Consider the following 24,019-nt stretch of genomic DNA (forward strand, 5'->3'; position numbering starts at 1 on the left):
TTCGGTGAGGAGAGGAAAAATAAACTGCATGCAGGTCTAGTTGACAGAAACCAAGTCTGTGGCGTTCCATGATTAGCAGCTTCGTTTAGTACTTAAGAGGTATTTCCCGGAGGCAACCTGATGTTTTATTGCACTTCACGACCTTGTCCCTGCTGCTGCATTTTATCAACCATCTGCTTAGCAGCCTTTCGCGCCTCTTCTCGTTGGCTGGCTGTCGTGCATTGCTTAACGGGCAAACGCGATCCTGTCACGGTGATTGCTTTACACTGGTAGCCAGCACGTTTTTTCTCTTCATCTGACATACATTGCATTCCCTCACAAGAGTTTGATGCGGTGGTATCAGCATCTTGTGCAGCGCAACCTAAAAGCGTTGCACACAAGATCAGAATTAATTGAAGTTTCATCGTATTCTCTCAGGGTAATAGGAGCCACACGATGGTGGCTCCTGATTGTGTTAGAAGGAGAAGTTCACACCTGCAAAAATGTAGCGACCCATTGCATCATATGGCCCAGGGAAGGTATTACCGTTACCAATTCCAGAAGGCGTGTTAGGTACAATCGGAGGCTCTTTGTCCAACAGGTTATTGATACCAAACCGCATCCGTGTATTGTCAAACACTTGCCAAGAAGCGGTTAGATCCAGGTAACTCTGTGAAGACAATGTGGTTGGCCCATCGTTGAGCTCTTCTGCTTTTCCAAAGTAACGCCAAGTAGCAGTAACCTGTGCATCCCATGGCGTTTCCCAGGACAATCTGAGGTTTTGTCTGAGTTTGGGGGTCGGTGCGCCGCAGTTACTACGGTCCCAATAGCCCAGACAATCGATGATAGGCGCATCTGGCGTGCTTTTTTGGTCCCATTTGGTGAGGTAAGTACCAACAAGATTCACACTCAATGACCCAAACTCTTCCAGATTGAATTTATAGCTAGCATCAAAATCGACTCCAGAGGTCTCAAAAAAGCCTATGTTGATGTCTGTCGCCACAATGTTGTCGTTTCCAATCCACAGGGTTCCGCGGGTTGGGCTTCGATTAATCAGACTACAAAACTCTGCTGCACCAGTTTGCGCACATTGATCGAGGATAAAACGTTCTGGCACATTGGAGATGGCATCCTGCACGTCAATATTGAAGTAATCCAACGCCAAATCGAATCCTGGTAAGAATTCTGGTGCGAGAATAATACCAAAAGAGACCGTATCGGATTCCTCTGGACGCAAGTCAGGGTTACCCCCGGTAATGGAGTTATACTGACCGGCTGGGTTGTCGGCAATGTTTCCGTACTGGGCTTCTGTGACACCTGTGCGCGCACACTGCTCGAAAGTATAAAGTGGTGTGGCGCTGGCACAGGGATCTTCATTCATGTTAAACAAACCCAGCGATTGGGGTCTGAACAAATCGCGGATATTCCCCGCCCGTACTGCATGCTGGAAACTGGCCCGCATCCGCACCTGTTCATTGAGCATCCAGTCCGCTGCGTATTTATAAGTATTGGTTGTTTGCCCAGTCGAATAGTCAGAGTACCGGTAAGCCAATTCAAGATTAAGCTGTTCGGCAACACTTGAGCCCTCCAAAATAGGAATGCTCACTTCAGTAAATAGCTCATCAACATCGTATTCACCAAACACGGCAGCCGTAGGGCCACCTTGACCCGCGCCGTCGCCGGTTCTAAATGCCTGATCAGGATCAAACTCTAAGCGCTCTTCGCGATGCTCCAAACCCACGACCATACTTACACCAGTGCTGGTGCCTGGCATTATAATACCGGCAGAGGTTAAGTCGCCCGCCACATAGCCGGATATCTGTTTGGTTACTGTTTCCCCTTTAGATACCAGAGGTAAACTGATGTAGGACAAAGCTTGTTGCGTTACGCCACCGGTGGTGAAAATGTTGTAAGGTACACAATTTAAATCACTGCCATCCAATACTGATTGACACACAGGGTCGCCAGTATTGGGGTCGGTCACGACATTCAGCGCACGCGTAAGAGCGGTTGTCGATAGATCATTCTTAAACAGCTGATTAAAGGTAACCGAACCAAAATTGGCAAACACGTCAAACGACCAGTCATCATTGATGAAACCTTTTGCGCCAATCACGCCACGAAATGAGGTATGACGCAGGTCATCTTGACGATTGCCGCCCTCAACGTTCCGTTTCCCAACAAAAGCACTCACCGTATCGTCGATACCAAATCCACGTTGGGTACACAATGCATCTAGCTGTTGAGCAGATAGCAATGGGTTATTACAGTTCAATGTACTGGTGACAAAAAACGCGCCTGAAGGCGCAATACCCGAAACGCTGCGGTCATCCATAAAATTGACTTCAGCATAGACTTCAAGGTTGTCTGTTACATTGTAGTGTCCGATTGCCCCAAATGTTTTACGCTCGTCCGGGCGTTGATAATAACTTACCGCCCCAAAATTATAGGTTTCACCGTTTCGAGGTAAAAAATCCGTGCCCGAAACAATAAAGTCATAACTGGAGAAATCGGTCACCCGACCTTCGGCGATCGTACCTGAACCTGCACAGACATTGGGTACGTTGCGGATTGAACAGTGTGAATAGTCGCGATTTCCCTGAAGCACCTCGCCGATGTCACGAATCGTCGCATATAAGGTAATATTGCCTTTATTATCGGCACTATTGATCCCCATAAGTACGCTAAAATCATGGGATTTACCGTCTGTGGTAGACCCAGTTGGAGCGTTGAACCCTGCGTCTGTATTCAGTTGTTGCAACGCTGAGTTGTCATTGTCATGCTGATTAAACGAGTACTGATAGTCAAATTCTAAGCCTTCAAAATCGTCTTTTAGGATAAAGTTGACTACCCCAGCAATAGCGTCTGAACCATAGGTGGCCGATGCACCACCAGTTAGGATCTCCACTCGCTCAACTAGCGCTGCAGGAATTTGATTTACGTCTGCGCCAATTCCACCCGCTTGTGGCGAACCTGACGGTAGTCTGCGGCCATTCAATAACGTTAATGTGCGAGTTGACCCCAAATTGCGCAGATCAACAGTTGCCGTGCCGGTTGCGCCATTAGCTATTGCAGAGGTTTGCGCCGCAAATATTTGTGGCATATCGTTGAGTAGATCTTCTATGCGAGTCACCCCAGAGACGGCAATGTCTGCTGCGGTGATTTCGGTCACCGGACTACTACTCACCAGATTGGTCCGTTGAATTCGAGACCCAGTTACCGAAATTTTCTCCACGTCTTCTGCTGTTGCGGCGTCTTGGGCCGACACAACCCCGGCAAAGGGTGTTGTCAGCAGCGCAATACTGATCGCGCGACATAAACGAGTTTTGTTTTTAAACATGTATTTTCTCCGTAATCGAAATCCTCTTGGGATTTGCGGATTTTTTTATTGTGTTTGCGGGAAACTCCCTATTACGAAACTAAATCTGTCGCGGCCAACAAGCCATCTAGGATACGTGACGTGGCGGCCTAGCGGTGTTGATGGGAGAATTCAGGGATAAACTTGTGAGGCACAATGATAAGCAGTACAACCATGCTTATTTGTGACCAATTGGAGGCCAAAAGGGATGAATGGGCACTTGATATGATGACTGGGTAAATATGCGTGACAATTACGATTAAAAACGGCCCTCTTGGACCTGTCAACAAGGTGTGGTGAATTGATAAGACTTGGGGATTAACGCATAATCGTTTGACATAAACATGCCGTATTTATCTATGCAAAAGCTATCAAGAACGCTTCTCCCGAGTCCACGTAACATCGTTATTAGTCTAATAACTTTTACGGTGCTGTGCTCAATTTCTGCCTGGCAAAGTTACAATAAAGGCATCACAGCGGGCATAGACGTGAATTATTGGGACACGTGGCTCAGCTACATCCCTTGGTGGGGACATTGGATCTGGTTAGCACCTTTGCTGATTGCAAGAATACATAACTTGCCCTATTTGGGGTCAAAACGACTCGAGATGCTTTGGCAACACATCGTGATGTGCGTGGTGACTCTGGGGACATACTGGATCATGACCGTTGTGACGATTAGCCTCATTGAAGCCAATAATGTTAATTTCGGTACTTTGGTGTATGTCGCGGAGTTTATCGTTGGCGGCCCTTTTCATTTCGATGCAATGATTTATGTGTGCATCGTCTGCCTGGGTTTTGTGGGATTATTTGATAAATACGTGATGAGTGAACAGGCACGCAACAAGGCGCTATCAAATCAATTAGTCCAAACACAATTAGAAGCCTTACGTGCGCAACTCAACCCGCATTTCCTGTTTAACACCTTGAACAGCATATGTAGCCTGATTCGCCAACATGACGAACAAAGCTCGTTAAAAGCATTAAGTGAGCTGAGCATGATGCTTAGAAAGGTTTTGGAAAATCGTAGTAAGCACTTAGTCACCGTCGAGCAAGAACTTGCGTTTACCCACAGTTATCTGAATATCCAGAAAATGCGCTTTGGTGACAAACTCGACGAGAAAATTACCGTGTCGGAGGGATGCCATGATATGGAGATCCCATTCATGCTGTTGCAGCCACTGCTCGAAAATGCAGTCCAGCATAGCTCTCAACTTTCCACTTACAACAACCCCATCCATGTGACCATCAAATTTGAGGAGCCTTTTTTGGTCATCACTTTGGTGAATCGCCCGGCTAACGATAATAATCATCAAGGATTTGGTATTGGTATCGACAATTGCAGGCAGCGTTTGAAGCGCATTTATGGGAATGATTTTGTATTAAGCCTTGAACATCAGGGTGATGTGTTTATCACAATAATAAAGGTGCCCGCAGGAGACTAACCATGATGAAAGCCCTAGTTGTAGATGATGAAAAACTTGCCCGCCAAAACCTCACTATTTTGCTTTCTAAACGCGAAGATGTGCACCAAGTATTTGAAGCAAAGGACGGACTCGAGGCTATTGAGATGGCAAAACGTTATCAGCCCGATTTGATCTACCTAGATATCGAAATGCCGATTAAAAATGGTATAGAGGTAGCCGAGGAGCTCATGGGTCTTGCGGCTATCATATTTGTCACTGCTTATGATAATTATGCAATACAAGCGTTTCAGCTAAATGCTATTGATTATTTGTTGAAGCCCTATGACGATGAGAGGTTCACTAAAGCTACTGACAAGGCCGTCAGGCATATTGGTCGGCCTAACCATTCTGATATCGGTGCGCTGACAGAATTACTGAAAACGATGAAAGATGAACGACTTTCCCGATATAAATCAAGACTAGTTGTAAAAGATCCAGGGAAAATTCGCTTGTTGCCGGTGAATGATGTGGAATATGTAATGGGATCAGGTAATTACGTTGAAATACACATGCAAGATGGCACACATTTTTTGCATCGGGAAACCATGTTTAGCATCGAAAATCAGCTTGATCCTATGGTATTTATTCGCGTCCATCGCTCATCCATCGTGAACGTATCATTCATTAGTGAGCTATTGCACAATGAACGGGGTGACTATCGGGTAAAAATGAAAAGTGGAAAAGAAATTCCAGTATCGCGGGCCAACAAGAATCGTTTGCTGCAATTTACTGATTAAACGGTATGTTTGTAAAAATACGAAGGTAGTATCATAAAAAAATGATGAGAATGCTTAAAAAAGGCGTTCATTTCCATTTAATAGCACTTATATCTGTAGCGTACTGAAAATTTGTTTTGCATGATCAATATATCCGGTGTGATTCCAAAGGTGTTTCAAATAATGGTCATGAGCGCTCCGACTATTTTATTTTGGGCTACAACTCGATGGACAAGCGCTATGAAATGATTGGTTTAACGAGCAGTTACCCGCGACAAAACTTATACATTATTGAACCCTCTAAGGATGTTTACAGGCTTGAACTGTCCAATCACTGCCAAAGCATTGCAGTAGTAGAAAACAGCCCTGAGTGTAAAAGAAAATAGATGCCTCCAAACGCTCAATACAACAAAGCGTATTGAGCATTGGAACATTGCCTAGCCCTAAAAATTATAGGTTGCCGAGATTCTAAAATTACGAGGGGTCCCAGGCTGGATCCATACATCTGCGAATGAATTTACGTAATAGGTCTCGTCAAAGAGGTTATCTATTTCAGCTCTAATTGATATTGAATCATTAATTTCGTAGTTTACGAATGCACGGGCAATTGTGTAACTAGGCAACTCAAAGTCGGTCCCGAAAAATCCATTTCTTTCACTCACATATAGCACACCGCCACCATATTCGAGCAAGTTGCCAGAGACTTCGGCTGATTTTACCAACTGTAGATTCAATTGGTGCTCAGGTATATTTAGAAGCGCGCTTCCAGCTTCTACAGTAAACCCAAAGTTAGCGTCAAAGAAGGCGTTTTCGGTTTGAGCATCTACGTAAGTGTAAGATGCCCAAAGCTCAAATCCATCGGCTAGTTCACCGGCAAGGTCAAACTCAATTCCTTGACTCTTGGCTTCACCAATAGCAGCACTGGTAAAGGCTTCAGGATCGTCTACAACAAGAATATTTTCTTGCTCTACTCTGAAAACAGCGATGGTCCCGAATAACCCTCCATCATTAAGAGTAAACTTGACGCCTGCCTCCATGGAAGTGGATTGGTTAGGTTCAAAGCCATTACCATCGGCATCACTTCCTGACAAAGGGCGGAAGTTTTCGCCATACGCAGCGTAGAGCGATAGGCGTTCTGATGTCTCGTACACAATACCAAACTGAGGGCTCACTCTGCTTTCTGTTTGCGTAGCAACGGTATCTGAACGGCGATTATTAAGTTCTTGATCGTAGTCGTCGTATCTGGCTCCAATGCGTATATCTAGTTTATCGGTCAAACTGATTTGGTCTTGGATAAAGATCCCAACTGATTCTTGTGTTTCTACGCGATCAGTATTTGGACCCGGCTCAGGTAGTGGATAGGCACCATAAACAGGATCGAAGACGTTGATAAATTGTTCCCCACGAACTCGCAAAAAGACCTGATCATTTTCAAATTTGTCGGAATCCATGCCAATAATTATCCGATGTTCGAGCCCCGACAGTTCAAAATCACCGGTAAGCTCTGCACGAAAAACATGGTAGGTAGCATCATAATCTCTTGTTCTACGAAAGCGGTTTATCTCGCCATCAACAACATCACCAAATCCCGTTTCAGTGGCAGCACTTTCCAAAGAGGTGTCGCGATAGTTGAAACCTACCAAGGCACTCCAATCTTGGTTAAAGTCGTGTTGAAATTCTAATTGATGACCCAAAACATCGGCTTCCATTGGCCCATCACCGGGTTCACCCAAAAAGCGACTTTCGGGGATCAAACCCAGCACACCATCGATGGCAATTACACCGCGATCAAACGGCACTTCCTGTGCGCTATATTCCAGTTCATAAACAAACTGGCTTTGCTCGCTGATTTGCCAGGCAATTGAAGGATTCATACCTTGTCGCTTAGTTTCAATTGTGTCTCTGAAACTTTCAGCATCTTCATAGTACCCAACAAAACGCACTGCTACTGAGTCTGACAACGTGGTGGTATAATCCAAATCTGCACGATAGGTATCAAAACTACCCACTGAAAAGCGCACCTGCCCTTCAGTCTCAAACGTTGGTCGCTTGGTCACTAAGTTGATAGTTCCGCCAGGTTCACCTCGACCAAACAGGGCAGCTCTGGGTCCTTTAAGTACTTCAACTGATTCTATACCTGATAAATCCCTTGAGCCGCCAAAACCTCGACCTGCGTTAAAGCCATTGACCAAATAATTGCTCGGTAGATTTTCGTCACCAACAAAACCGCGCACAGCGAAACTATTCCAAAGCCCACCAAAATTGTTTTGTCTGGCAACTGAGGTTGATAAATCTAACGCTTGTGAAAGGTCTAACGCACCAGCATTTGTTAATACATTTGCATTAATATCCAACTCCGATTGTGGGGTTTCAAGAGGCGAAAAATCTCCCCGATATGCTTGTATTGACCCAATAACTTCCACGCGGTCTATGTTGCGCGAGTCTGCAGCGTCTGGCGTTTGCTCGGAGGTATCAGCCATTGCGGAATTCGTGACCACGGTAGCGATAAATGCAGCCAGATAAGATAATTTGAATCCCTGATTTTCTTTCATCATTGTGAACCTTGTTTAGTGTTTTTAGTTTTTGCTATTTATTAGCGTCTGTTCGAATTGCGGCATGAGATTGAGTTGTGATTTATCAAACTCATCGTGTCTAAAGAGCCATGGGTAATAGAACAAGCGAAGCGATTTGTGGAAATCTCTAATATTTTGCTCGTACTCAAATGCTGCTACAGCATCTGTCTGGGCGATCTCAGCCATTTTTCGCTGGATCAGCATTGGCGGAGCGAAAAAAGAAACATAGCCAGCTAGGTCATGTTTTTTATGTGCTGCAGCGCGATATTCCTTTGAGATAGGAGCGGCAACTTGGTCACCGACTTGCTGAAAAGCGTAATACCATTTCCATTCAAAACCACCTTCAACGTTAGTGTCATTTTTGTATTCAGGATGTTTGGCTACAAAAGCCTCCATGGTGGTTTCAACAGGCAGATCCCAGGCATCATTCACAGCTTCCCGTTGCGTCAACAGAATGTCACTGCCTTTGGGAGCTTGAATACTTTGCTCGATTGTTAAATCGCCCAAGATCGGAATAACAAACGCAAAAAGCGCCCATAAACCTATCAGCGCCGATGCAATTCGAGGTGCACTGTTAGCATTCCTCCCGAGATAAATGCTCAGAGCTGTCCAAAATGCAAAATACAAAAAGCACCACAGGGTTATTTGCAACACAGCACCAAGCGCGGCGTCACTTATTGCAGCCCCAATGTAAAAAGGCAGTAGTACACATAAAAAGATTGCTCCAAAGCGAACAGCAGCGCGTGCTCCCCAGAGTGCGTAAACCGATTTGGCGGTGGTCACAAGCAGATTATGTCTACCGCTTGCCCGTTCACTTGCTATAAGGTCATGAAACAAAAGGATAAGAAAAAATGGCGAGAGCACACTGATCACAAACGCAAAGTCGATTTTGCCAGCTTGTGCAAGTTCAGCATTTTGTGCGTCGCTTTCATAAATTTGCCCTTCTAAAGCGAGCATCCTAATGCGGTGTTTCCACGGATAAACATCTCTTTCCCCCAACGCTGCAAACGCTAAATTTGATGGTTCAGAATAAACCAGATGGAAACTGTAATAGGCAAGGGAGCCTGCATCATCATACTTAGCCTGAGCTTTCGTTCGGTCTATGATGTCAGCTTGCTTTAAACGCTCGATAGTTTGTCGTTGCGCATTAACTTCGCTTAACCCCGTTGTGACAGAAAAAGTCGATACCAGAAAACTGCACAGTAAAATTACCATGACATAGCGTTGTCGGAGCATGAACCGCCACTCCCGATTAATCTGACGCATCATATTTCACGCCTCCCTGCCAACCTGATCAAAACAACAAGAATGGTCGCCCAAGTAAATAGTTGGGCAAACGCGCCAACACTGCGGGAAAATCGTGTCGAGGCGCTGTCTGCAGAAAACGAAAAACCTTCTATCATTTTCCAGTTTTGTGCACTGACTCTGGCCCGCTGCCAAGCCTCTTCACCGTTATTGCGGTTGATATCATCGATATAACTGAGCTTTTCGGTATGCGCTTTGTTCAGCGACTGGACAAAGTCGAGCCTCAACGCTTCTGTTTCTCGTAAAAAACGATGGTGAGTTTCAATACTTGAACCCGCAGTGATCATCGACAACGAACGAATTGCTACATTGGGCGACAACCATCCAAATCGGCGAGCGATTTGCGTTTGCTCGAGTTCGGTGTCCATTCGCTGCTCGGCAAATTGGTTTAGAACTTTGCTTAGCTCTGCTTCAGAGGCGCTGGCCACTGCGCCTCTAAAGTTAATCGGTAACTCTTCAACCGTTTCAACATCGTATTGCTTTAACAAAGAGTCTTTTAATTTCGTAAAAGCCGGGTCATTGGCATTATGCCCATCACCCAGTTTGCGCAGTGCAGCGATGACAGCAAAATCCGTTTCCAGCTTTCCCGCCGACGGTGAAGATACCGATGCGGTCGTACTTGCTACTCTCGGCATCGCAATGCATAACAATATCCATACAAATACGAGCGCGGTGAAGCTTTCATTGTTTTTAGATACCAACGTTGAAAGGAATACAACAATCAACACCCAAACAAGCAGATAAAAAACGTATCCGAACAGAAAGCCCAACACTATGAATAGACTTTCACCTTGAAAAATAGCCAACATCCCCGAAAGAGCCAGCGGTAATGTAATAAGACACACAACAAGAAATAGGGCCAAAATTTTACCCATAATGAGGGTATATATAGATGTACCTTGGGCGACTAAAAAAGCGAGAGTTTGGGACTCTCTTTCTCGACTCATGGTGCTGTAGCCGATCAAGATAATTAATAAAGGCGCGAGCACTTGCACGATAAATGCAGGAGACAGGTTGCCGAGTTTGGTTAGGCCCGTTCCCTGTTTTTGATCTGCGAACATCGCGCTGTTCTGCCTATGTCCTTCCAAGAAAATAGAATTACCGGTGTACGCGTCTATGCCCGGATCTAATATACTTAGTGGCGAAGGAGTCCTAAACGCGTAGTGACCATAGTGGACCATTCGATGAGGATGTCTGTCTGGTTGCTCCATAAAAGTCTCTTCAGACAGATTTTGCATTGCATTTCGGTCGTGACTCAGCCCGTGCATCGTAAATGCAGTTTTGATAACTGACGACAAAGTCAGTACCAGGCCAATGGCGAGCACAAATATGGCGACTTTTGAGCGAAGCCAATATCGCCACTCGTCTTTCGCGACATACCAGACTGACGACATGACGGTATTCAACTGCGCACTCATGAAGATTGCCTTTGTGCGAATGCAGCATGCACTTGCTCAGTATCTATGCGATGGTTATCTTGTGCTTCAAACTCGCCAACTAATTCCCCTGCCCGCAGTAAGCCAATTCGATTAGCAACTTGACAGGCGCCGTAGACATCATGGGTCACCATCAAGATAGTTGAACCAGATGACGCCAACTCTTTTACCAGAAAATTAAACTCGTCAATCGCGACGGGATCCAAACCAGACGTTGGCTCATCCAATAGAAATATTGGTGCTTCACGCAATATTGCTAATGAGATAGCCGTTTTTTGGCGCATACCTTTCGAGTAGGTTTGCAATTGTCGCTCCCACGCGTCCTTTTGCAGGGCAACTCGTTCAAAAGCCGCTTCGATATCTTCCAATGATTTGTTGATATCTGCTAATGATAAAAAATATTCGACGTTTTCTTTTGCCGTAAGGTGAGGATAAAGTGTGGCGTTTTCGGGTAAATAGGCTGTTTTACTTCTCGCCATATCCAAAGATTGGCTAACATCTCGTCCATCTATAATTGCGCGACCACTTGTTGGCGTATTGAACCCTAAAAACGTTTTGAGCGTTGAAGATTTACCTGCTCCATTGCCGCCCAAAAGCGCATAGATTTCGCCCTTTGCTACCTTAAAATTCAAGTCACTTAAAATTGTTGAATTTTGAATTTTGACCGTGATGGATTGAGACTCTATCACCACCTCATTCTGATTAACGTTAGTCATGGATGCCTTTACTGTTATATTATAACATTACTATTTTTATGTTATAACGTAACAACAATCAGCATCAATAGTTATTTCAATGAGATATTCAAAAATAAGGCGAATAGACGTGGGTAAACTGACGGACTGACGTCAACAAGCACAAATAAGGTGCAAAGAAGTGAGTGGGCGTTTCGAATTCACACAACGCCCACCAGCAAACTGACTTAAATTTCAGCCCGAAAGCTGAGTTTGCAATGCACGGCGATAAGCGTCGATTGCTGGCGCTAAGGCCGCGACTATAACGGCCACAAAAATGAGCGCCGCCAAAATTAAAATCTCACTTGAGAAAATGTTTGCACTTAAGAACAAGCCATAGCTTTGGGAAAGCCAATCTGATAAAACCACCAGCGCAGCTGAGACCAAAGCATAAGAGGCAGCAAAGGCCAGTATCGCGACCAATAGAGCCTCATAGACAATCAACTGAAATAGAGTTAATGGCGAAGCGCCTAAAGTACGCAAAACCGCAATTTCTGTGCTGCGCTCGTTCATCGAAGCAAGTAGCATAGTGGCCAAACCAAACAAAGAAGACAGCAACACCAAAGCAGCAATTACTCGCAAGATGTTCTCAACGTTGCCCATCAGTTGCCATAGTTGGGTCATGGCAACACCCGGTAAAACTGCCATTAAACGGTCATTAGGGTAATTATTAAGTTGCCGCTGCAAAGCGAAGGTCGCAAACTTGTTATCAAGCCCTACCAATACCGCAGTGATAGTCGAAGGCTCTAATACATCAAATTGTTGTTGCTCAACAATTTGAGTCAATTGAGAAGGCGCCAAATGAATAGCTTCAATTGCAGCCAAACTCACGTGAACCGTCTTGTCTACAGGCGTACCTGTAGGTTCAAGTATGCCTTTTATGGTAAAAGGCGCGTTATCGTGATTGTGAAAGCTGGTTGCGCCTAAGCCATGGGAAATCACAATTTCATCGCCTAGTTCGTAGCTTAAAGATTTAGCAACTTCTGCTCCCAATACCACATCAAATAGCAGACTGAACGGCTCACCATTTGCAAAAGATAATGTGCGATTTTGCGCATATTTGAAATGCGTAAAGTAGTCACCAGAAGTACCAAGCACGCGAAAACCTCGGTGGGAATCCCCTAACGAAATTGGGATAGTCCAGGCGACACTTTTTTGCTCGCCGAGCATCTCAAAGCTGGCATAACTGATGTTGTTAGTTGGGTTACCCATTCTAAACACAGCATAAAGTAGCAGATTTAGTTCTCCACTGGGTGCTCCAACAATCAGATCGGTCCCTGAAATAGAGCGATTGAAACTATCTTTAGCCTGGGCTCTCAAATGCTCAACCGTTAGTAACACACTCATGCTGACCAACAGCGATAGAAAGGTCAAGATGACCGTTTTTTTCCGACTTCGTAAACTTCGCCATGCAACAACTCTTAACATGCATCCCCCTGCGTGTCTTTGCTCCAATGGCATATATTGTCAATGGCTACCTGTTGGTCAAAGTAACCTCTTAGTGCTTGATCATGGCTTACAAATATCATTGATGTTTGCTGTGTTTCTTCCATCGACATCAACATTTGCATAAAGCCATCTCGTGCGTTTGCATCCAGAGCAGAGGTGGGTTCGTCGATCAATAACAATTCCGGAGAATTGATCAGTGCACGCATTATCGCAACGCGCTGTTTTTGACCAACACTAAGTTGGGAAACTTGTTTTTCAAGCAGATCACTCGACAACTTCAAATTTTCTAACATGGGCGTGAGTCGACTTGCTGACACCTCAGATGATTGTGCAAAATGCGCTGCCAACTGAACATTTTGCAAGACGCTCAAGTAGGGAATGAGATTAAATTGTTGGAACACTACCCCAATGTTATTGGCCCGATATTGATCAAGTTGAGCTGATGGAAGATCGTTTAAACATGTGTTGCCAAGGCAAATAGTTCCGCTACTAGGTTGAGTGATCCCTGATAACAAACTAAGTAATGTTGACTTGCCGCTACCGGAGTCGCCATACAGAAATACTCGTTCGCCTTTTGGTAGCGACCAATTTTCACAGTGCAAAACCGAAGGCGATGAGGGATATCTGAACACAAGATTGCTCATGCTTACCGCGTTTTGTGATTTTTCTGGCATAAGTTAACTCTGCCTATTTGGTTAGTTGATGAGTCGTCAATTGATTACATCACGTTCGTTATGTTATAACATAAAGTGTATTTAGGATCAGAATTGTAATGAAAAAATCTTTGTCTAAGTATCGTTTTGTTATTGGATTCATATTACCTGTAGCACTGCTACTTAGCAGTGCTTTTGCTCGTGCATCCAATGTCGAATTTAAAGAAATTGAATGGATCGAGCTGATGCCAGAGGAAGATTTGGCCGTGTTGCTTGATCCACCTGATTTTTTACTCAACATCGAAGATGGTAGTGAAGACGACAACTTAGATACACTCGCACAAAAAAGTGAAATGGACGCAAAAGCAAAACGCTTTAACGAAGTTTTGAAATCCGAGCGAGTTATCGCAGAGTTTGATGGCCGCAAAGTTCGAATTCCTGGTTTTATTGTGCCGCTGTCAACTAATGAAAAGCGCGAAGTGGTTGAGTTTTTTATTGTTCCATATTTTGGCGCCTGTTTGCATCTTCCGCCACCTCCACCCAACCAAATAATTTTTGGCAAATGGTCCAAAGGTATTGAAGTGCGAGATCTTTCTAACCCAATGTGGTTCGAAGGCGAAATATATATAGAGACAGTCTCGACTGATTTAGGCACCTCTGCATATGGCCTCAGATTAGCCAATGTAGAGCCATATTAGGTATAAGCTTATGATTAAAAAATGCGTTCTTGCTTCACTCGTCATACTGTCGCATTCGGTTTCAGTCAACGCCTGCGAATGGCATGGTGCTGACAATTTCGGCATTTTTGGTCACATGAACATGCAAGCTCGAACTCAGAACATGAGTAAAGCGGTTCAATCGCTCAGCGTGGACCACAAAGAAGAAATCAACGTTGGTGCGGGAACTCCGTCAAGCATTGAAATCGAATACAAGGCGCCGCTTCGCTATCAGCGAATCAAGCTTGAATTCATCCCAAGTGAACAAGTCACACTTTTAAGTGAAGAAACTATGAATATTACTCAACTGCGTGGCGATATTGAATTGCAATTTCAAGCAAAGAGTAAGGGGCAACATGTGATAATGGTCAATGTATCAGCCTCTGACAATGGCAAACCACATTTTAACCAACAACGGATAGTCGTGAATGCGAGCTAAGGTTAAAGGCCACCATATTCTTCCTATCTCATGAGCGTAAAGGCTGCTTTTGCAACACTGCTGATGCTGGTTATTGCAGCATTTTTGGGGTTCTTTACGGCAAAGCATTCCAATGATATCGTCGCGACATTTAAACCTACTACCGTTGTCTACACTGCAAAGCCTCACGGGTCGAGTGAAACGATGGAATATAGCTCAAAGCGCTGGGAAGAATTGATCCCCGAGCAAGAGCGAGAGGTTTTGTCAAAATATCAGGCCAAAGATGCAGTCAAAGTAACCGACATGGTCGCACAGATTCTCAACTCCATTGAGTCTGCGAATGATGAAAAATACAAACAGGCGATGATTTCAAGCAACACGGTGAGCATATTGGAAGGGCAATCTGTTTCTCTGCCTGGTTTTATTGTCCCCGTTGATTTTTATCCAAACAGGCAACCAAAAAATATTTTCTTAGTGCCATATTTTGGCGCCTGCATCCACTTCCCCCCCCCTCCTCCAAACCAAATCATCTTCATTCGACTTGAGCCTGGGTTTAGCAACTTTGATCTCAACCAAGCTTACACAATAAAGGGAAAATTAAAGATTGAGTTATTTGAGGACCTCATGGGTACCTCTGCGTACTCAATGGACGTTGCACAGATAAAAGAATTTAACGGTGAGCCAGATACCTTTAGAAAACACACGCGTTAGTGTGGTGACACTGGTCAGTGTGTAAATACACTGGGATTTTTATTCAAGCAGTTTGACCATTATTTAGAAATATTCGGTACACCTACATCAACAGGTTCTTTCGGAGTTGAATGTTTTTAATATGCCCGTACACGACGAACAATGACCCAACAACCGTAATCATCACTTCATAGGTATGCCCCAACAAGTCATGGCCAACTGTTGCAGCAACAATAATCATACTTAACCCAACCAACGCCAAGGTTAAAATAACGGAGTTTCGATGCTGGTAATACCCCCAGCCAATAGCAAACGCACTAATGGGTACAATAAAAATCATAGTCCACAAATGAAACGCTTCATCAGTCAAAAAAGCAAGGCCCGCTAAATAAGGGACTATCAGCGACAACAATATAGGTAGCAGGCAATGAACAATGCATAAGCCAGAAAGTATAATTGCGGATTTGTCGGCAATATCGGCGGGGCGATCATGCATGTTTTGAGTCTCCTGTTTTTTGCTTATCAATGCACTGCTGGCATACGCCCATCAGTTCAACATGGGGTGAAATATTGGAATATTGGGATCCAGATATCTGTTCTTGTAGCTCTCTTTGCAAGTGTTCCGGTGCATGGTTTTCTATGGTTATTTGACACGTCTTACAAATGATGAAAATGGAAAAGGCGGGTTGTCTAATACACTGCTCATTGTGGCAAGCCACATACTTGTGCACTGAATTGAGTCGGTGTGCGAAATGCTCTTCTACCAGCCAATCCAAGATTCTGTAGACGGACATGGCAATAATATGTTCGTGATAGATTTCATTATAAATGTCTGTGATTTCATAAGCGGAAAGAGGCTTTTGAGCTTCTATCAACAATGCCATCACCTTAGTTCGTTTTTTTGTGAGTTTTTTACCACGTATTGTTGCTAGCGCTGTTGCCTGCGCTATCGTCGTTGAGCCATGAATCATTGTACTCATCAAAGTGCTACTGTCGGGCTTGTGGCTGACACTTCAAGCTTGCCCTGTCCTGAATTAGTTGCCCAAAGCGCTTCGAGGGTTTTGAGGCTGGAAAATGAGTTAAAAATGGTGAGTTCAATTTGGGTAAGTGCCTTTGCACAATCAAATGTACTGACAATTTCAACATCAGTATGGTCGTGCTCTTTCTCATGGCCGTGGTCGTCGTGTTTATTATGGCCATGGTGATTGTGTTTGTCAGCTTTATGATGATTATGCTCATTAATGCCTGTAACGTTAAATTCATCAGGGATTTCGACTTGATGATCAACAAGTCGGCACGTTTTTGAGAATGAAATTAGGTTTTCGACGTTTTTTAACTTTGCCGTTCTTTGAACAACCTCCGCCTTTTGCTCTTCAGTTTCAGGCCTATGTTCAAAACCGAAGATGTCTGATGCAGGTAACGTGAACTGCAACTGCCAAAGACTATTATCCTGCGCAATAAATAGCGTGCCCTTGCCGTGTACATGAGGTTGTGCTTTCGACTCAAGCGACCCAAACATAATCAAAGGCGCAAGAGCAACTGTCATAGCTATTCGTTTTAAATTTCTCATTTCAATACCCATCACACTCTAAAAATCATTGCCGCAGCAATTGTTATAATATAACATCTCATTTGATTATAAAAGTTACAATATAACATAACATAATATTTGGGAGTATGATGAAAAAATTCACAATATTAGCCACGCTTGTTAACTTGAGTCTCGCACCCTCTGTTGCAGCTCAAACGCTGGTAGGAAAAGTGACCAGTGCCGATGGTGCTCCCATAGCGAAAGCTAAAATTGAATTAGAAGGCACAGATATACAAGTTTTTACTAACGAAACGGGTGAGTTTGAGATAATTGATATGAGGCAGGGTATCAATGAATTGCATATCAGTGCCGCGGGGTATTCTCACCTGCATGAAGATGTCACATTGACACAGAGCCAAACTAGCCGTTTAACTTTTACACTTTCACGCAGCCCGATTGACGTTATCGACGTCGTTGCAAGTCCTATTCATTTATCTTCGATGGAATCAGCAATTCCAGTTAAAGTGCTCGGTGGAGACGCTCTACGACGTCAAACTGCAGCGACGCTAGGCGATACGCTCGAGAATGTACCTGGCGTACACACAAATTTTCACGCAAAAGTGGCCAGTACACCAATCATTCGTGGTTTAAGCGGACCAAGAGTGCTGATTGCACAAAACGGCCTAGACGTCAGTGACGTTTCCCGTGTTGGGCCTGATCACGCTGTAACATCCGAAGCCTCAACGGCGGAGCAAATTGAAGTGCTTCGAGGGCCCGCGACCCTGTTTTATGGAAGTGGCGCTATTGGTGGCGTGGTGAATATCGTAGATAAGCGTATTCCAAAGGACAATGAGCTATCCGGAGACTGGTTGTTGCAACACAGTTCGGTGGACGACCAGAACCTGGGATCTTTTAACCTCACAACAGGCACAGGAAACCTGGCCTTTTATGCTGACGGATTCTTCCGAAAGTCCAACGACTATGACATACCTGTGACGGCAGTAAGTGAACATGAACATGAGGAGGAGGAACACAAAGAAGAGGAGCACGAGGAGACATTTTCAGTTGCCAATAGCTCTGAGGATTCTTCGGGCTTTACCCTGGGCACGAGTTATTTGATGTCCAACGGCTTTGTTGGTATTGCAGTGGAACAGTTTGATCGCGAGTACGGCATTCCCGGCCACAGTCATGGCGATGAAGGGCATCACGAAGAACATGAAGAAGGAGACCATGGAGAGAAAGAACACAGTGAAGAAGAGGTTTTCGCTGACTTAGAGCAAACCAAAATTCATTTAGTCAGTGAATTGAATCTTAAAGATGCGCTGTTCAACAGCATTAATTTTCGTGCGGGTTACACCGATTACAAACACTCTGAAATTGAAGATGGGTCAGCTGGCACAACCTTTAAAAATGAAACCTACGAGTTGCGCTTAGACGCGTTGCACAAAACCGTTGCGCATTTTAACGGTGGGGTAAGCTTCCACTATAAACTTAGCGAGGTGGAAGCCCAGGGAAGCGAAGCCTTTACACCGGCATCTGAAACTGAAATGTTTGCACTTTCTATAATGGAAGAAAGACATTTTGGAGACGTTTTGCTGCAACTAGGCGCAAGGGTTGAACGTGTTTCTATAACGGCTAATGAAGTTGTATTGCCCGTCACCGATGTCCATTCCCATGACGTTGAACGTGGCGACGAACATGAGGATGAACATGGCGGAGAAGGCGAGGCACAAGTCTTTGCTGAAGATCGGAGCTATACGCCGATAAGCCTTTCAGCAGGTTTCGTTTGGGACGTTAAACAAGGTTATAACCTCGGTGTGGCAGTCTCCAGAGCACAACGGGCACCTTCGGCGTCGGAACTGTTCTCTTTTGGTCCACATATAGGAACTCGTACCTACGAAGTGGGAGCTTTATTTGCACTAGAAGATCACGAAGGGCATGCAGAATTTGGATTGTCGGGAGCGTCCATCGATATGGAAACGTCTAACAATATTGACTTAACCTTAAGAAAAACCCAGGGCGATGTAGGGTTTATTTTTAATCTCTTTTACAATCAAGTAGACAATTATTATTATCAAATAGATACAGGTCTGTTCGCTGAGGCTGGGCATGATCATGGTGATGAGGAACATGAAGAAGAGCACGAAGATGAGCATGGCGAAGAAGAACATGGTCATGACGAGCATTCTGATGAGTTACCAATTTTCTTGTTTCAAACGAATGACGTTGTGTTAAATGGTTTTGAAGCACAAGTAGCGTGGCAGATTAATGATAATTTTAACGCCTCTGTTTTTTCAGACTTTGTCCGTGCAAGATTGAAAGATGGCGAAAATCTGCCGCGTACACCGCCGCTGAGATTTGGTACGCATTTGAGTTACGAAAACGAATCTCTTAGCGCGCACCTGGAAATTACCCGTTATCAGTCTCAAAATAGAATAGCTCAATTTGAAACAACCACTGATGGCTACACATTGGTCGATGTTCACGTTAGTTACGATTTACCTATATTCAACCAATCTATGGCTGTATATTTTCGAGGTGAAAACCTAACGGATCAGCCAGCACGTGTACACACTTCGTTTATCAAAGACGATGCCCCTCGTCCTGGTCGCAATCTTGCGGTTGGGATTAAAGGCTATTTTTAATCACTACAAACGATTTAATTGAGGATTCAACATGACTCGGTACAACGGATTCAGCTTCATCGGTGCGACATTAATGAGCGCAATGTTGTTGGGATGCAATACAACACCCTACTCTACGCCAGAAAAGGCAGAAGAAACCTTTGTACCGACCATTCCAAATGAAACTGCATTACGTATTGCAACCTGGAATGTGGAACACCTTGCCTATCCGATCGACCAGGGATGTAGACCAAGGACTGAAGAGGAGTTGGCGGCTTTACAAGCATACGCGCGCAATTTAAAAGCAGATATTGTGGGCTTGCAAGAAGTAGCGTCTTACGAAGCCGTGGACTTGCTATTCCCTGCAAGCGAATGGCACATCATAGTGTCAGAACGTCCCGACAGCGAGTCATACGAATGTCGAGGGTCAGGGTTTTCTTCAACCCAACAAAAAGTAGCCTTCGCGGTGAGAAAGAGCTTTGATGTTAAAAAGGTCCAACAGCTAAGTGAGTTCGGATTGGATTCTCGTGGATTACGCTATGGACTGGAGATTGACGTACAAACTAGTACAATTAAAAATTCAGCAGCATCGACTATTTCAGTGTTGAATCTGCATATGAAAAGCGGCTGCTTTGTTGATAATTACTCTCGCAAAGATTCGGACGCATGCCAGACATTCTCGCGCCAGGCTCCGATATTAGAAACTTGGGTCGATCAAAAAGAACAACAAGGTGCTCCGTACTTTATCGTCGGCGATTTTAATCACCGATTATCGGCGCCCTACAATCATCTAACGCAGGCTCTACTTACCGACAAAAATGGCAACCGCAACAGCTTAATCAATACGGGTGCTCAGCTTATAGGCTGCCATCCCTACTATCCTGCTCCCATTGATCATATTTTCGCTGGCAACCTCAACTCTGCAGATTGGCAATTCAAGACTCAATCAGTCTCATTTGACAACATGCAAGTCGATGCCATGCTAAGTGACCACTGCGCCATTGTCTCTGAGGTGACACAAAACAGTTTGGATCTCACCAACTCAGTTAAGTGGCTCACCACATCCAAAGAGTATCAGGCGCTAACCCGCACCGTTTATCAGCAAGCTAGACAATCGTTGAAGCAAATTGTTAAACCTGGTACGCCTTGGGTTGTCGTAATGGATATCGACGAAACCGTGTTAGACAACAGCGCTTATCAGGTTAGGTTAGATAAGACAGGCAAAAGCTACACTCCGACGTCGTGGGCACAGTGGGTAAAATCCGAGCAAGCTACACTCACTCCTGGCGCAGCTGAGTTCATGAAAGACGTCGTTGCGCAAGGCGGGAAACTGGCACTGGTAACCAACAGAGAAGCAAGATTGGATGCGCACACATGGCGCAATTTACTGGCATTAGAATTACCGCTGACTTTCCAAAATACCTGTTTGATGGGACGTTCTCAAATCGATATAGATTCGATAGATGGGCAAAACTTTGTCAATGACAAAGATTTACGCCGTTCAAATATTAGCAGGGGTAAGCCAACGTGCTTTAACCCCGAACACATGTCGACGAATTGGCAAACCAGTCATTCAATCATTATGCAAATAGGTGACAATATTGAAGATTTTTCTCAAGTGACCCAAGAGCATGCAGATATCGATGCGCTGCTTTTAGAATTGAACAAGACCTTTTTCTTATTGCCTAACCCAATGTATGGCTCATGGTAAATTCATCGAGTGAAGTGAAATCTTATGTTAACGCGCAGACAATTTAATAAAGGCATTTTATCTACCGCTTTAGGCGGGTTGGCTTTGCAATTACATCATCCTTTTGCCATCGCTGGCTCAAAAAGCACAGGATTTGGTGAGCTGCTAAAAGACCCCGAAGGGGTTCTGGATTTGCCTGCAGGATTTTCGTATCGAGTCATTTCAAAATTGGCTGACGCAATGACCGATGGACTTTCCGTGCCGGACCGCGCGGATGGGATGGGTTGTATAGGACTGGACCAGGATCGCGTTGCGCTGATTCGAAACCATGAGCTTCAACCCAAACATAACAAGGAATGGCCGGTCACGTTTAATGACAAACAGATAAGTCATGCTTACGATGTCGATGCACAGGGGCGCCCCCTCGCAGGCGGCACATCCACCATCATTTATAATATTAAAAGCGGAAAAGTCGAACAGCAGTTTATGTCGCTGTTGGGCACAATCCGAAACTGTGCAGGAGGAATTACACCTTGGGGAAGCTGGCTTACCTGCGAAGAATCAGTAGACAGAGCTTCAGATAAGATCGGCCAAGATCATGGTTATGTGTTTGAAGTCCCTGCGACAGCCACAGGCTTAGTAGATCCCAACCCAATAAAAGCGATGGGCAGGTTTAATCATGAAGCCGCCTGTGTTGACCCGGCTACTGGGATCGTTTACTTAACAGAAGATCGCAACGACAGTTTGTTCTACCGATTTATTCCTGACAAGCCCCGGTTATTGCATGAAGGTGGGAAGTTACAAGCATTAGTGATAAAGCAAAAACCGCAATTTGATAGTCGCAATTGGCACGATTCGCAAATGTCCAAAGGCATAGATTATTCCTGCGACTGGGTAGATCTCGATGATGTCGAGAGCCCCCTGGATGATTTGCGTCAACGAGGTTATCAAAAAGGTGCGGCACTGTTTGCCCGAGGCGAGGGGATCATTTTCGGCGAAGGTGAACTGTATTTCTGTTGCACAAGTGGTGGCGCGAAAAAGTTGGGACAAATCATGCGGTATTCGCTCAAAGGTGACACACCAACACTGAGCCTTTTCTTAGAGAGCGAGCACCCTTCAAGCTTTAATTTTGGTGACAATTTATGCATCGCACCCAATGGTCATTTGGTCGTCTGTGAAGATCAATATTCAGATCCGGTTGATAATCATCTTAAGGGTATCACGCCCTCGGGAAAAACCTATGATATTGCCAAGATCCGCTGGCAAACTGAACCTGCTGGTGCTTGCTTTTCTCCCGATGGTTCAACAATGTTTGTTAACCTTTATTCACCTACGATGACGCTCGCGATTACCGGACCATGGGACAGGGTAAAATCAGTTGGTTAAACATGTACCCACCAACATTATCACTGGCGCATTGGGCGTAGGGAAAACCACGGTTATTCGCTCGCTGTTAAAAAACAAACCTAAAAATGAACGTTGGGCGGTACTGGTCAATGAGTTCGGTGAAGTAGGCATTGACGGCGCGTTTTTGTCAGGTGAGACGTCGGAAGATGGGATATTTATCAAAGAAGTGCCAGGCGGATGCATGTGTTGTACTTCGGGTTTGCCCATGCAGATAGCGATGAACCTGCTACTTTCCAAGGCAAAACCGCAACGTTTATTGATTGAACCAACAGGTTTAGGCCACCCAAAAGAAGTCCTGCAAACTCTCACTCAAGAGCACTACAAAGATGTATTAAATGTGCAAGGCACTTTGACGCTCATCGATGTGAGAAAACTCGAAAATGAGAAATGGAAAAATCACCTTACGTTTCGCGAACAAATGCAGATTGCTGACACTGTGGTAGTCACCAAATCGGATTTGTATACAAGCGACTACAAACCTGCATTGCGGGCATACATGGATGAACTGGATATTGCATCAACGCCAGTTGTGGAATCTAACCGAGGAAGCATTGATGACAATTTGTTAGCACAGCCGAGTAAATTCGATATTAATGAGAACGAGGCCCATCATCATACGAGCACTAAGTCTTCCCCTTCAGAGTTGGTAGCGCCAGAAAACGGGACAATCAGAGTCAATAACAGTGGTGAAGGTTATTATTCACGGGGCTGGTTGTGCGCGGCCAATCAAATCTTTGATTACAAAATATGCCAGCAAGTATTCCAAGCCGTAAATGTGGAACGACTCAAAGCAGTTGTGATAACAGACAAAGGCTTAGTGGAATTCAACGTAGTCGACGGAACATATGAAGAGAGTCAGCTAAGCAGTGCCGAAGATTCAAGAATAGAAATTATCTCAAGAAACAAACTAACCGCCGATACTTTTGCACAAAAAATCGAAAATGATTTGGGGTTGCGGTTAGTCGTCTCGGAGTAATCATACAGATAATCATTAAAGCTCTCCTTTGTTATAAAATTGACTATCCCAAAAAGAACGGATAGGCACGGAAGATATCTAGTGTTAACTCGAAACCTGATTGGCCTACTACTTTTTCTAATGGTCGAATGCCACAACAACCAATTGCAAGGCTTCCAAGGTTTTTCTCCCGATCTAACGATTGTGCCTACCTGCTCTAATTAACCCCAATTCTGGATAAGAAATGTCGGAAGAGCTTAGTTTTAAAGCTTTATCAATGACATAGAAGCTATCGTCATTTTGATATTGGTTTTTAATA

Annotated in this window: 20 protein-coding genes; 9 read left to right on the forward strand and 11 right to left on the reverse strand. The window is 44.5% G+C overall.

From position 1 onward, the window contains the following. Nucleotides 1–125: 125 nt before the first annotated feature. Nucleotides 126–404, reverse strand: a complete 279-nt coding sequence (locus FM019_RS00270) for a hypothetical protein (protein ID WP_143833889.1) — start codon at nucleotides 402–404, stop codon at nucleotides 126–128. 50 nt (nucleotides 405–454) lie between these two features. Beyond that, complete coding sequence (locus FM019_RS00275; RefSeq protein ID WP_143833890.1) at nucleotides 455–3,319, reverse strand: TonB-dependent receptor domain-containing protein; 2,865 nt, start codon at nucleotides 3,317–3,319, stop codon at nucleotides 455–457. Nucleotides 3,320–3,825: 506 nt separating this feature from the next. On the opposite strand from FM019_RS00275, the gene FM019_RS00280 reads away from it, so the two are divergent. Together FM019_RS00280 and FM019_RS00285 are read left to right on the forward strand one after the other, a co-directional pair. Further along, complete coding sequence (locus FM019_RS00280) at nucleotides 3,826–4,782, forward strand: sensor histidine kinase (protein WP_185969125.1); 957 nt, start codon at nucleotides 3,826–3,828, stop codon at nucleotides 4,780–4,782. A 2-nt stretch (nucleotides 4,783–4,784) separates the two neighbouring features. Continuing rightward, on the forward strand, nucleotides 4,785–5,540 hold the full coding sequence (locus FM019_RS00285) for a LytR/AlgR family response regulator transcription factor (protein ID WP_143833892.1): 756 nt from the start codon (nucleotides 4,785–4,787) through the stop codon (nucleotides 5,538–5,540). Nucleotides 5,541–5,962: 422 nt separating this feature from the next. On the opposite strand, the gene FM019_RS00290 is transcribed toward FM019_RS00285, so the two are convergent. From FM019_RS00290 to FM019_RS00315, 6 genes are all read right to left on the reverse strand, one after another. Further along, nucleotides 5,963–8,071, reverse strand: coding sequence for a TonB-dependent siderophore receptor (locus FM019_RS00290; RefSeq protein ID WP_409553276.1), 2,109 nt, complete (start codon nucleotides 8,069–8,071; stop codon nucleotides 5,963–5,965). 24 nt (nucleotides 8,072–8,095) lie between these two features. After that, nucleotides 8,096–9,361, reverse strand: coding sequence for a DUF3526 domain-containing protein (locus tag FM019_RS00295; RefSeq protein WP_143833894.1), 1,266 nt, complete (start codon nucleotides 9,359–9,361; stop codon nucleotides 8,096–8,098). Continuing rightward, entirely contained in the window at nucleotides 9,358–10,815 is a 1,458-nt protein-coding gene (locus FM019_RS00300) for an ABC transporter permease (protein ID WP_143833895.1), read from the reverse strand. Before FM019_RS00300 ends, FM019_RS00295 begins: the two co-directional genes overlap by 4 nt. Further along, on the reverse strand, nucleotides 10,812–11,549 hold the full coding sequence (locus tag FM019_RS00305) for an ABC transporter ATP-binding protein (protein WP_143833896.1): 738 nt from the start codon (nucleotides 11,547–11,549) through the stop codon (nucleotides 10,812–10,814). Before FM019_RS00305 ends, FM019_RS00300 begins: the two co-directional genes overlap by 4 nt. Nucleotides 11,550–11,762: 213 nt before the next feature. Then, nucleotides 11,763–12,995: an ABC transporter permease gene (locus FM019_RS00310; protein WP_143833897.1), complete on the reverse strand. Its 1,233-nt coding sequence runs from the start codon at nucleotides 12,993–12,995 to the stop codon at nucleotides 11,763–11,765. Further along, complete coding sequence (locus FM019_RS00315; RefSeq protein WP_143833898.1) at nucleotides 12,989–13,690, reverse strand: ABC transporter ATP-binding protein; 702 nt, start codon at nucleotides 13,688–13,690, stop codon at nucleotides 12,989–12,991. The genes FM019_RS00310 and FM019_RS00315 overlap by 7 nt, the downstream gene beginning before the upstream one ends. 98 nt (nucleotides 13,691–13,788) lie before the next feature. Between FM019_RS00315 and FM019_RS00320 the strand changes: the two genes are divergently transcribed. From FM019_RS00320 to FM019_RS00330, 3 genes are read left to right on the forward strand one after another with little or no spacing between them, the layout of a single operon-like run. After that, a complete protein-coding gene (locus FM019_RS00320; protein WP_143833899.1) occupies nucleotides 13,789–14,367 on the forward strand; it encodes a DUF3299 domain-containing protein in 579 nt (192 codons plus the stop codon). A 10-nt stretch (nucleotides 14,368–14,377) separates the two neighbouring features. Next, complete coding sequence (locus tag FM019_RS00325; protein ID WP_143833900.1) at nucleotides 14,378–14,824, forward strand: hypothetical protein; 447 nt, start codon at nucleotides 14,378–14,380, stop codon at nucleotides 14,822–14,824. Between the two features lie 30 nt (nucleotides 14,825–14,854). Continuing rightward, on the forward strand, nucleotides 14,855–15,514 hold the full coding sequence (locus FM019_RS00330) for a DUF3299 domain-containing protein (protein WP_143833901.1): 660 nt from the start codon (nucleotides 14,855–14,857) through the stop codon (nucleotides 15,512–15,514). 82 nt (nucleotides 15,515–15,596) lie between these two features. Here FM019_RS00330 and FM019_RS00335 read toward each other — a convergent pair whose 3' ends face one another. The 3 genes from FM019_RS00335 to FM019_RS00345 are packed head-to-tail and all read right to left on the reverse strand — an operon-like array spanning nucleotide 15,597 to nucleotide 17,063. Beyond that, on the reverse strand, nucleotides 15,597–15,989 hold the full coding sequence (locus tag FM019_RS00335; protein ID WP_143833902.1) for a MerC domain-containing protein: 393 nt from the start codon (nucleotides 15,987–15,989) through the stop codon (nucleotides 15,597–15,599). Beyond that, entirely contained in the window at nucleotides 15,982–16,473 is a 492-nt protein-coding gene (locus FM019_RS00340) for a Fur family transcriptional regulator (RefSeq protein WP_143833903.1), read from the reverse strand. The genes FM019_RS00335 and FM019_RS00340 overlap by 8 nt, the downstream gene beginning before the upstream one ends. Continuing rightward, nucleotides 16,473–17,063, reverse strand: coding sequence for a DUF2796 domain-containing protein (locus FM019_RS00345; RefSeq protein WP_185969126.1), 591 nt, complete (start codon nucleotides 17,061–17,063; stop codon nucleotides 16,473–16,475). The genes FM019_RS00340 and FM019_RS00345 overlap by 1 nt, the downstream gene beginning before the upstream one ends. 110 nt (nucleotides 17,064–17,173) lie before the next feature. On the opposite strand from FM019_RS00345, the gene FM019_RS00350 reads away from it, so the two are divergent. From FM019_RS00350 to FM019_RS00365, 4 genes are read left to right on the forward strand one after another with little or no spacing between them, the layout of a single operon-like run. After that, nucleotides 17,174–19,669 carry a TonB-dependent receptor gene (locus FM019_RS00350; RefSeq protein WP_143833905.1) on the forward strand — a complete coding sequence of 832 codons (2,496 nt, stop codon included), beginning with the start codon at nucleotides 17,174–17,176 and terminating at the stop codon, nucleotides 19,667–19,669. A 31-nt stretch (nucleotides 19,670–19,700) separates the two neighbouring features. Next, nucleotides 19,701–21,359, forward strand: coding sequence for an HAD family acid phosphatase (locus FM019_RS00355; protein ID WP_143833906.1), 1,659 nt, complete (start codon nucleotides 19,701–19,703; stop codon nucleotides 21,357–21,359). Nucleotides 21,360–21,383: 24 nt separating this feature from the next. Next, nucleotides 21,384–22,724 (forward strand): alkaline phosphatase PhoX, encoded by a 1,341-nt coding sequence (locus tag FM019_RS00360; RefSeq protein ID WP_143833907.1) that lies wholly within the window; start codon nucleotides 21,384–21,386, stop codon nucleotides 22,722–22,724. Then, nucleotides 22,717–23,721 carry a CobW family GTP-binding protein gene (locus FM019_RS00365; protein WP_143833908.1) on the forward strand — a complete coding sequence of 335 codons (1,005 nt, stop codon included), beginning with the start codon at nucleotides 22,717–22,719 and terminating at the stop codon, nucleotides 23,719–23,721. Before FM019_RS00360 ends, FM019_RS00365 begins: the two co-directional genes overlap by 8 nt. The last annotated feature ends 298 nt before the right edge of the window (nucleotides 23,722–24,019 follow it).

Source organism: Aliiglaciecola sp. M165, from assembly GCF_007197995.1.
Taxonomy (GTDB): Bacteria; Pseudomonadota; Gammaproteobacteria; order Enterobacterales; family Alteromonadaceae; genus Aliiglaciecola.

What these genes read in the sequence shown, in the direction of transcription:
- FM019_RS00270 (WP_143833889.1), bottom strand. Translation starts at nt 404, where the DNA reads ATGAAACTTCAATTAATTCTGATCTTGTGTGCAACGCTTTTAGGTTGC.
- FM019_RS00275 (WP_143833890.1), bottom strand. Translation starts at nt 3,319, where the DNA reads ATGTTTAAAAACAAAACTCGTTTATGTCGCGCGATCAGTATTGCGCTG.
- FM019_RS00285 (WP_143833892.1), top strand. Translation starts at nt 4,785, where the DNA reads ATGATGAAAGCCCTAGTTGTAGATGATGAAAAACTTGCCCGCCAAAAC.
- FM019_RS00290 (WP_409553276.1), bottom strand. Translation starts at nt 8,071, where the DNA reads ATGAAAGAAAATCAGGGATTCAAATTATCTTATCTGGCTGCATTTATC.
- FM019_RS00295 (WP_143833894.1), bottom strand. Translation starts at nt 9,361, where the DNA reads ATGATGCGTCAGATTAATCGGGAGTGGCGGTTCATGCTCCGACAACGC.
- FM019_RS00300 (WP_143833895.1), bottom strand. Translation starts at nt 10,815, where the DNA reads ATGAGTGCGCAGTTGAATACCGTCATGTCGTCAGTCTGGTATGTCGCG.
- FM019_RS00305 (WP_143833896.1), bottom strand. Translation starts at nt 11,549, where the DNA reads ATGACTAACGTTAATCAGAATGAGGTGGTGATAGAGTCTCAATCCATC.
- FM019_RS00310 (WP_143833897.1), bottom strand. Translation starts at nt 12,995, where the DNA reads ATGTTAAGAGTTGTTGCATGGCGAAGTTTACGAAGTCGGAAAAAAACG.
- FM019_RS00315 (WP_143833898.1), bottom strand. Translation starts at nt 13,690, where the DNA reads ATGCCAGAAAAATCACAAAACGCGGTAAGCATGAGCAATCTTGTGTTC.
- FM019_RS00320 (WP_143833899.1), top strand. Translation starts at nt 13,789, where the DNA reads ATGAAAAAATCTTTGTCTAAGTATCGTTTTGTTATTGGATTCATATTA.
- FM019_RS00325 (WP_143833900.1), top strand. Translation starts at nt 14,378, where the DNA reads ATGATTAAAAAATGCGTTCTTGCTTCACTCGTCATACTGTCGCATTCG.
- FM019_RS00330 (WP_143833901.1), top strand. Translation starts at nt 14,855, where the DNA reads ATGAGCGTAAAGGCTGCTTTTGCAACACTGCTGATGCTGGTTATTGCA.
- FM019_RS00335 (WP_143833902.1), bottom strand. Translation starts at nt 15,989, where the DNA reads ATGCATGATCGCCCCGCCGATATTGCCGACAAATCCGCAATTATACTT.
- FM019_RS00340 (WP_143833903.1), bottom strand. Translation starts at nt 16,473, where the DNA reads ATGAGTACAATGATTCATGGCTCAACGACGATAGCGCAGGCAACAGCG.
- FM019_RS00345 (WP_185969126.1), bottom strand. Translation starts at nt 17,063, where the DNA reads ATGAGAAATTTAAAACGAATAGCTATGACAGTTGCTCTTGCGCCTTTG.
- FM019_RS00350 (WP_143833905.1), top strand. Translation starts at nt 17,174, where the DNA reads ATGAAAAAATTCACAATATTAGCCACGCTTGTTAACTTGAGTCTCGCA.
- FM019_RS00355 (WP_143833906.1), top strand. Translation starts at nt 19,701, where the DNA reads ATGACTCGGTACAACGGATTCAGCTTCATCGGTGCGACATTAATGAGC.
- FM019_RS00360 (WP_143833907.1), top strand. Translation starts at nt 21,384, where the DNA reads ATGTTAACGCGCAGACAATTTAATAAAGGCATTTTATCTACCGCTTTA.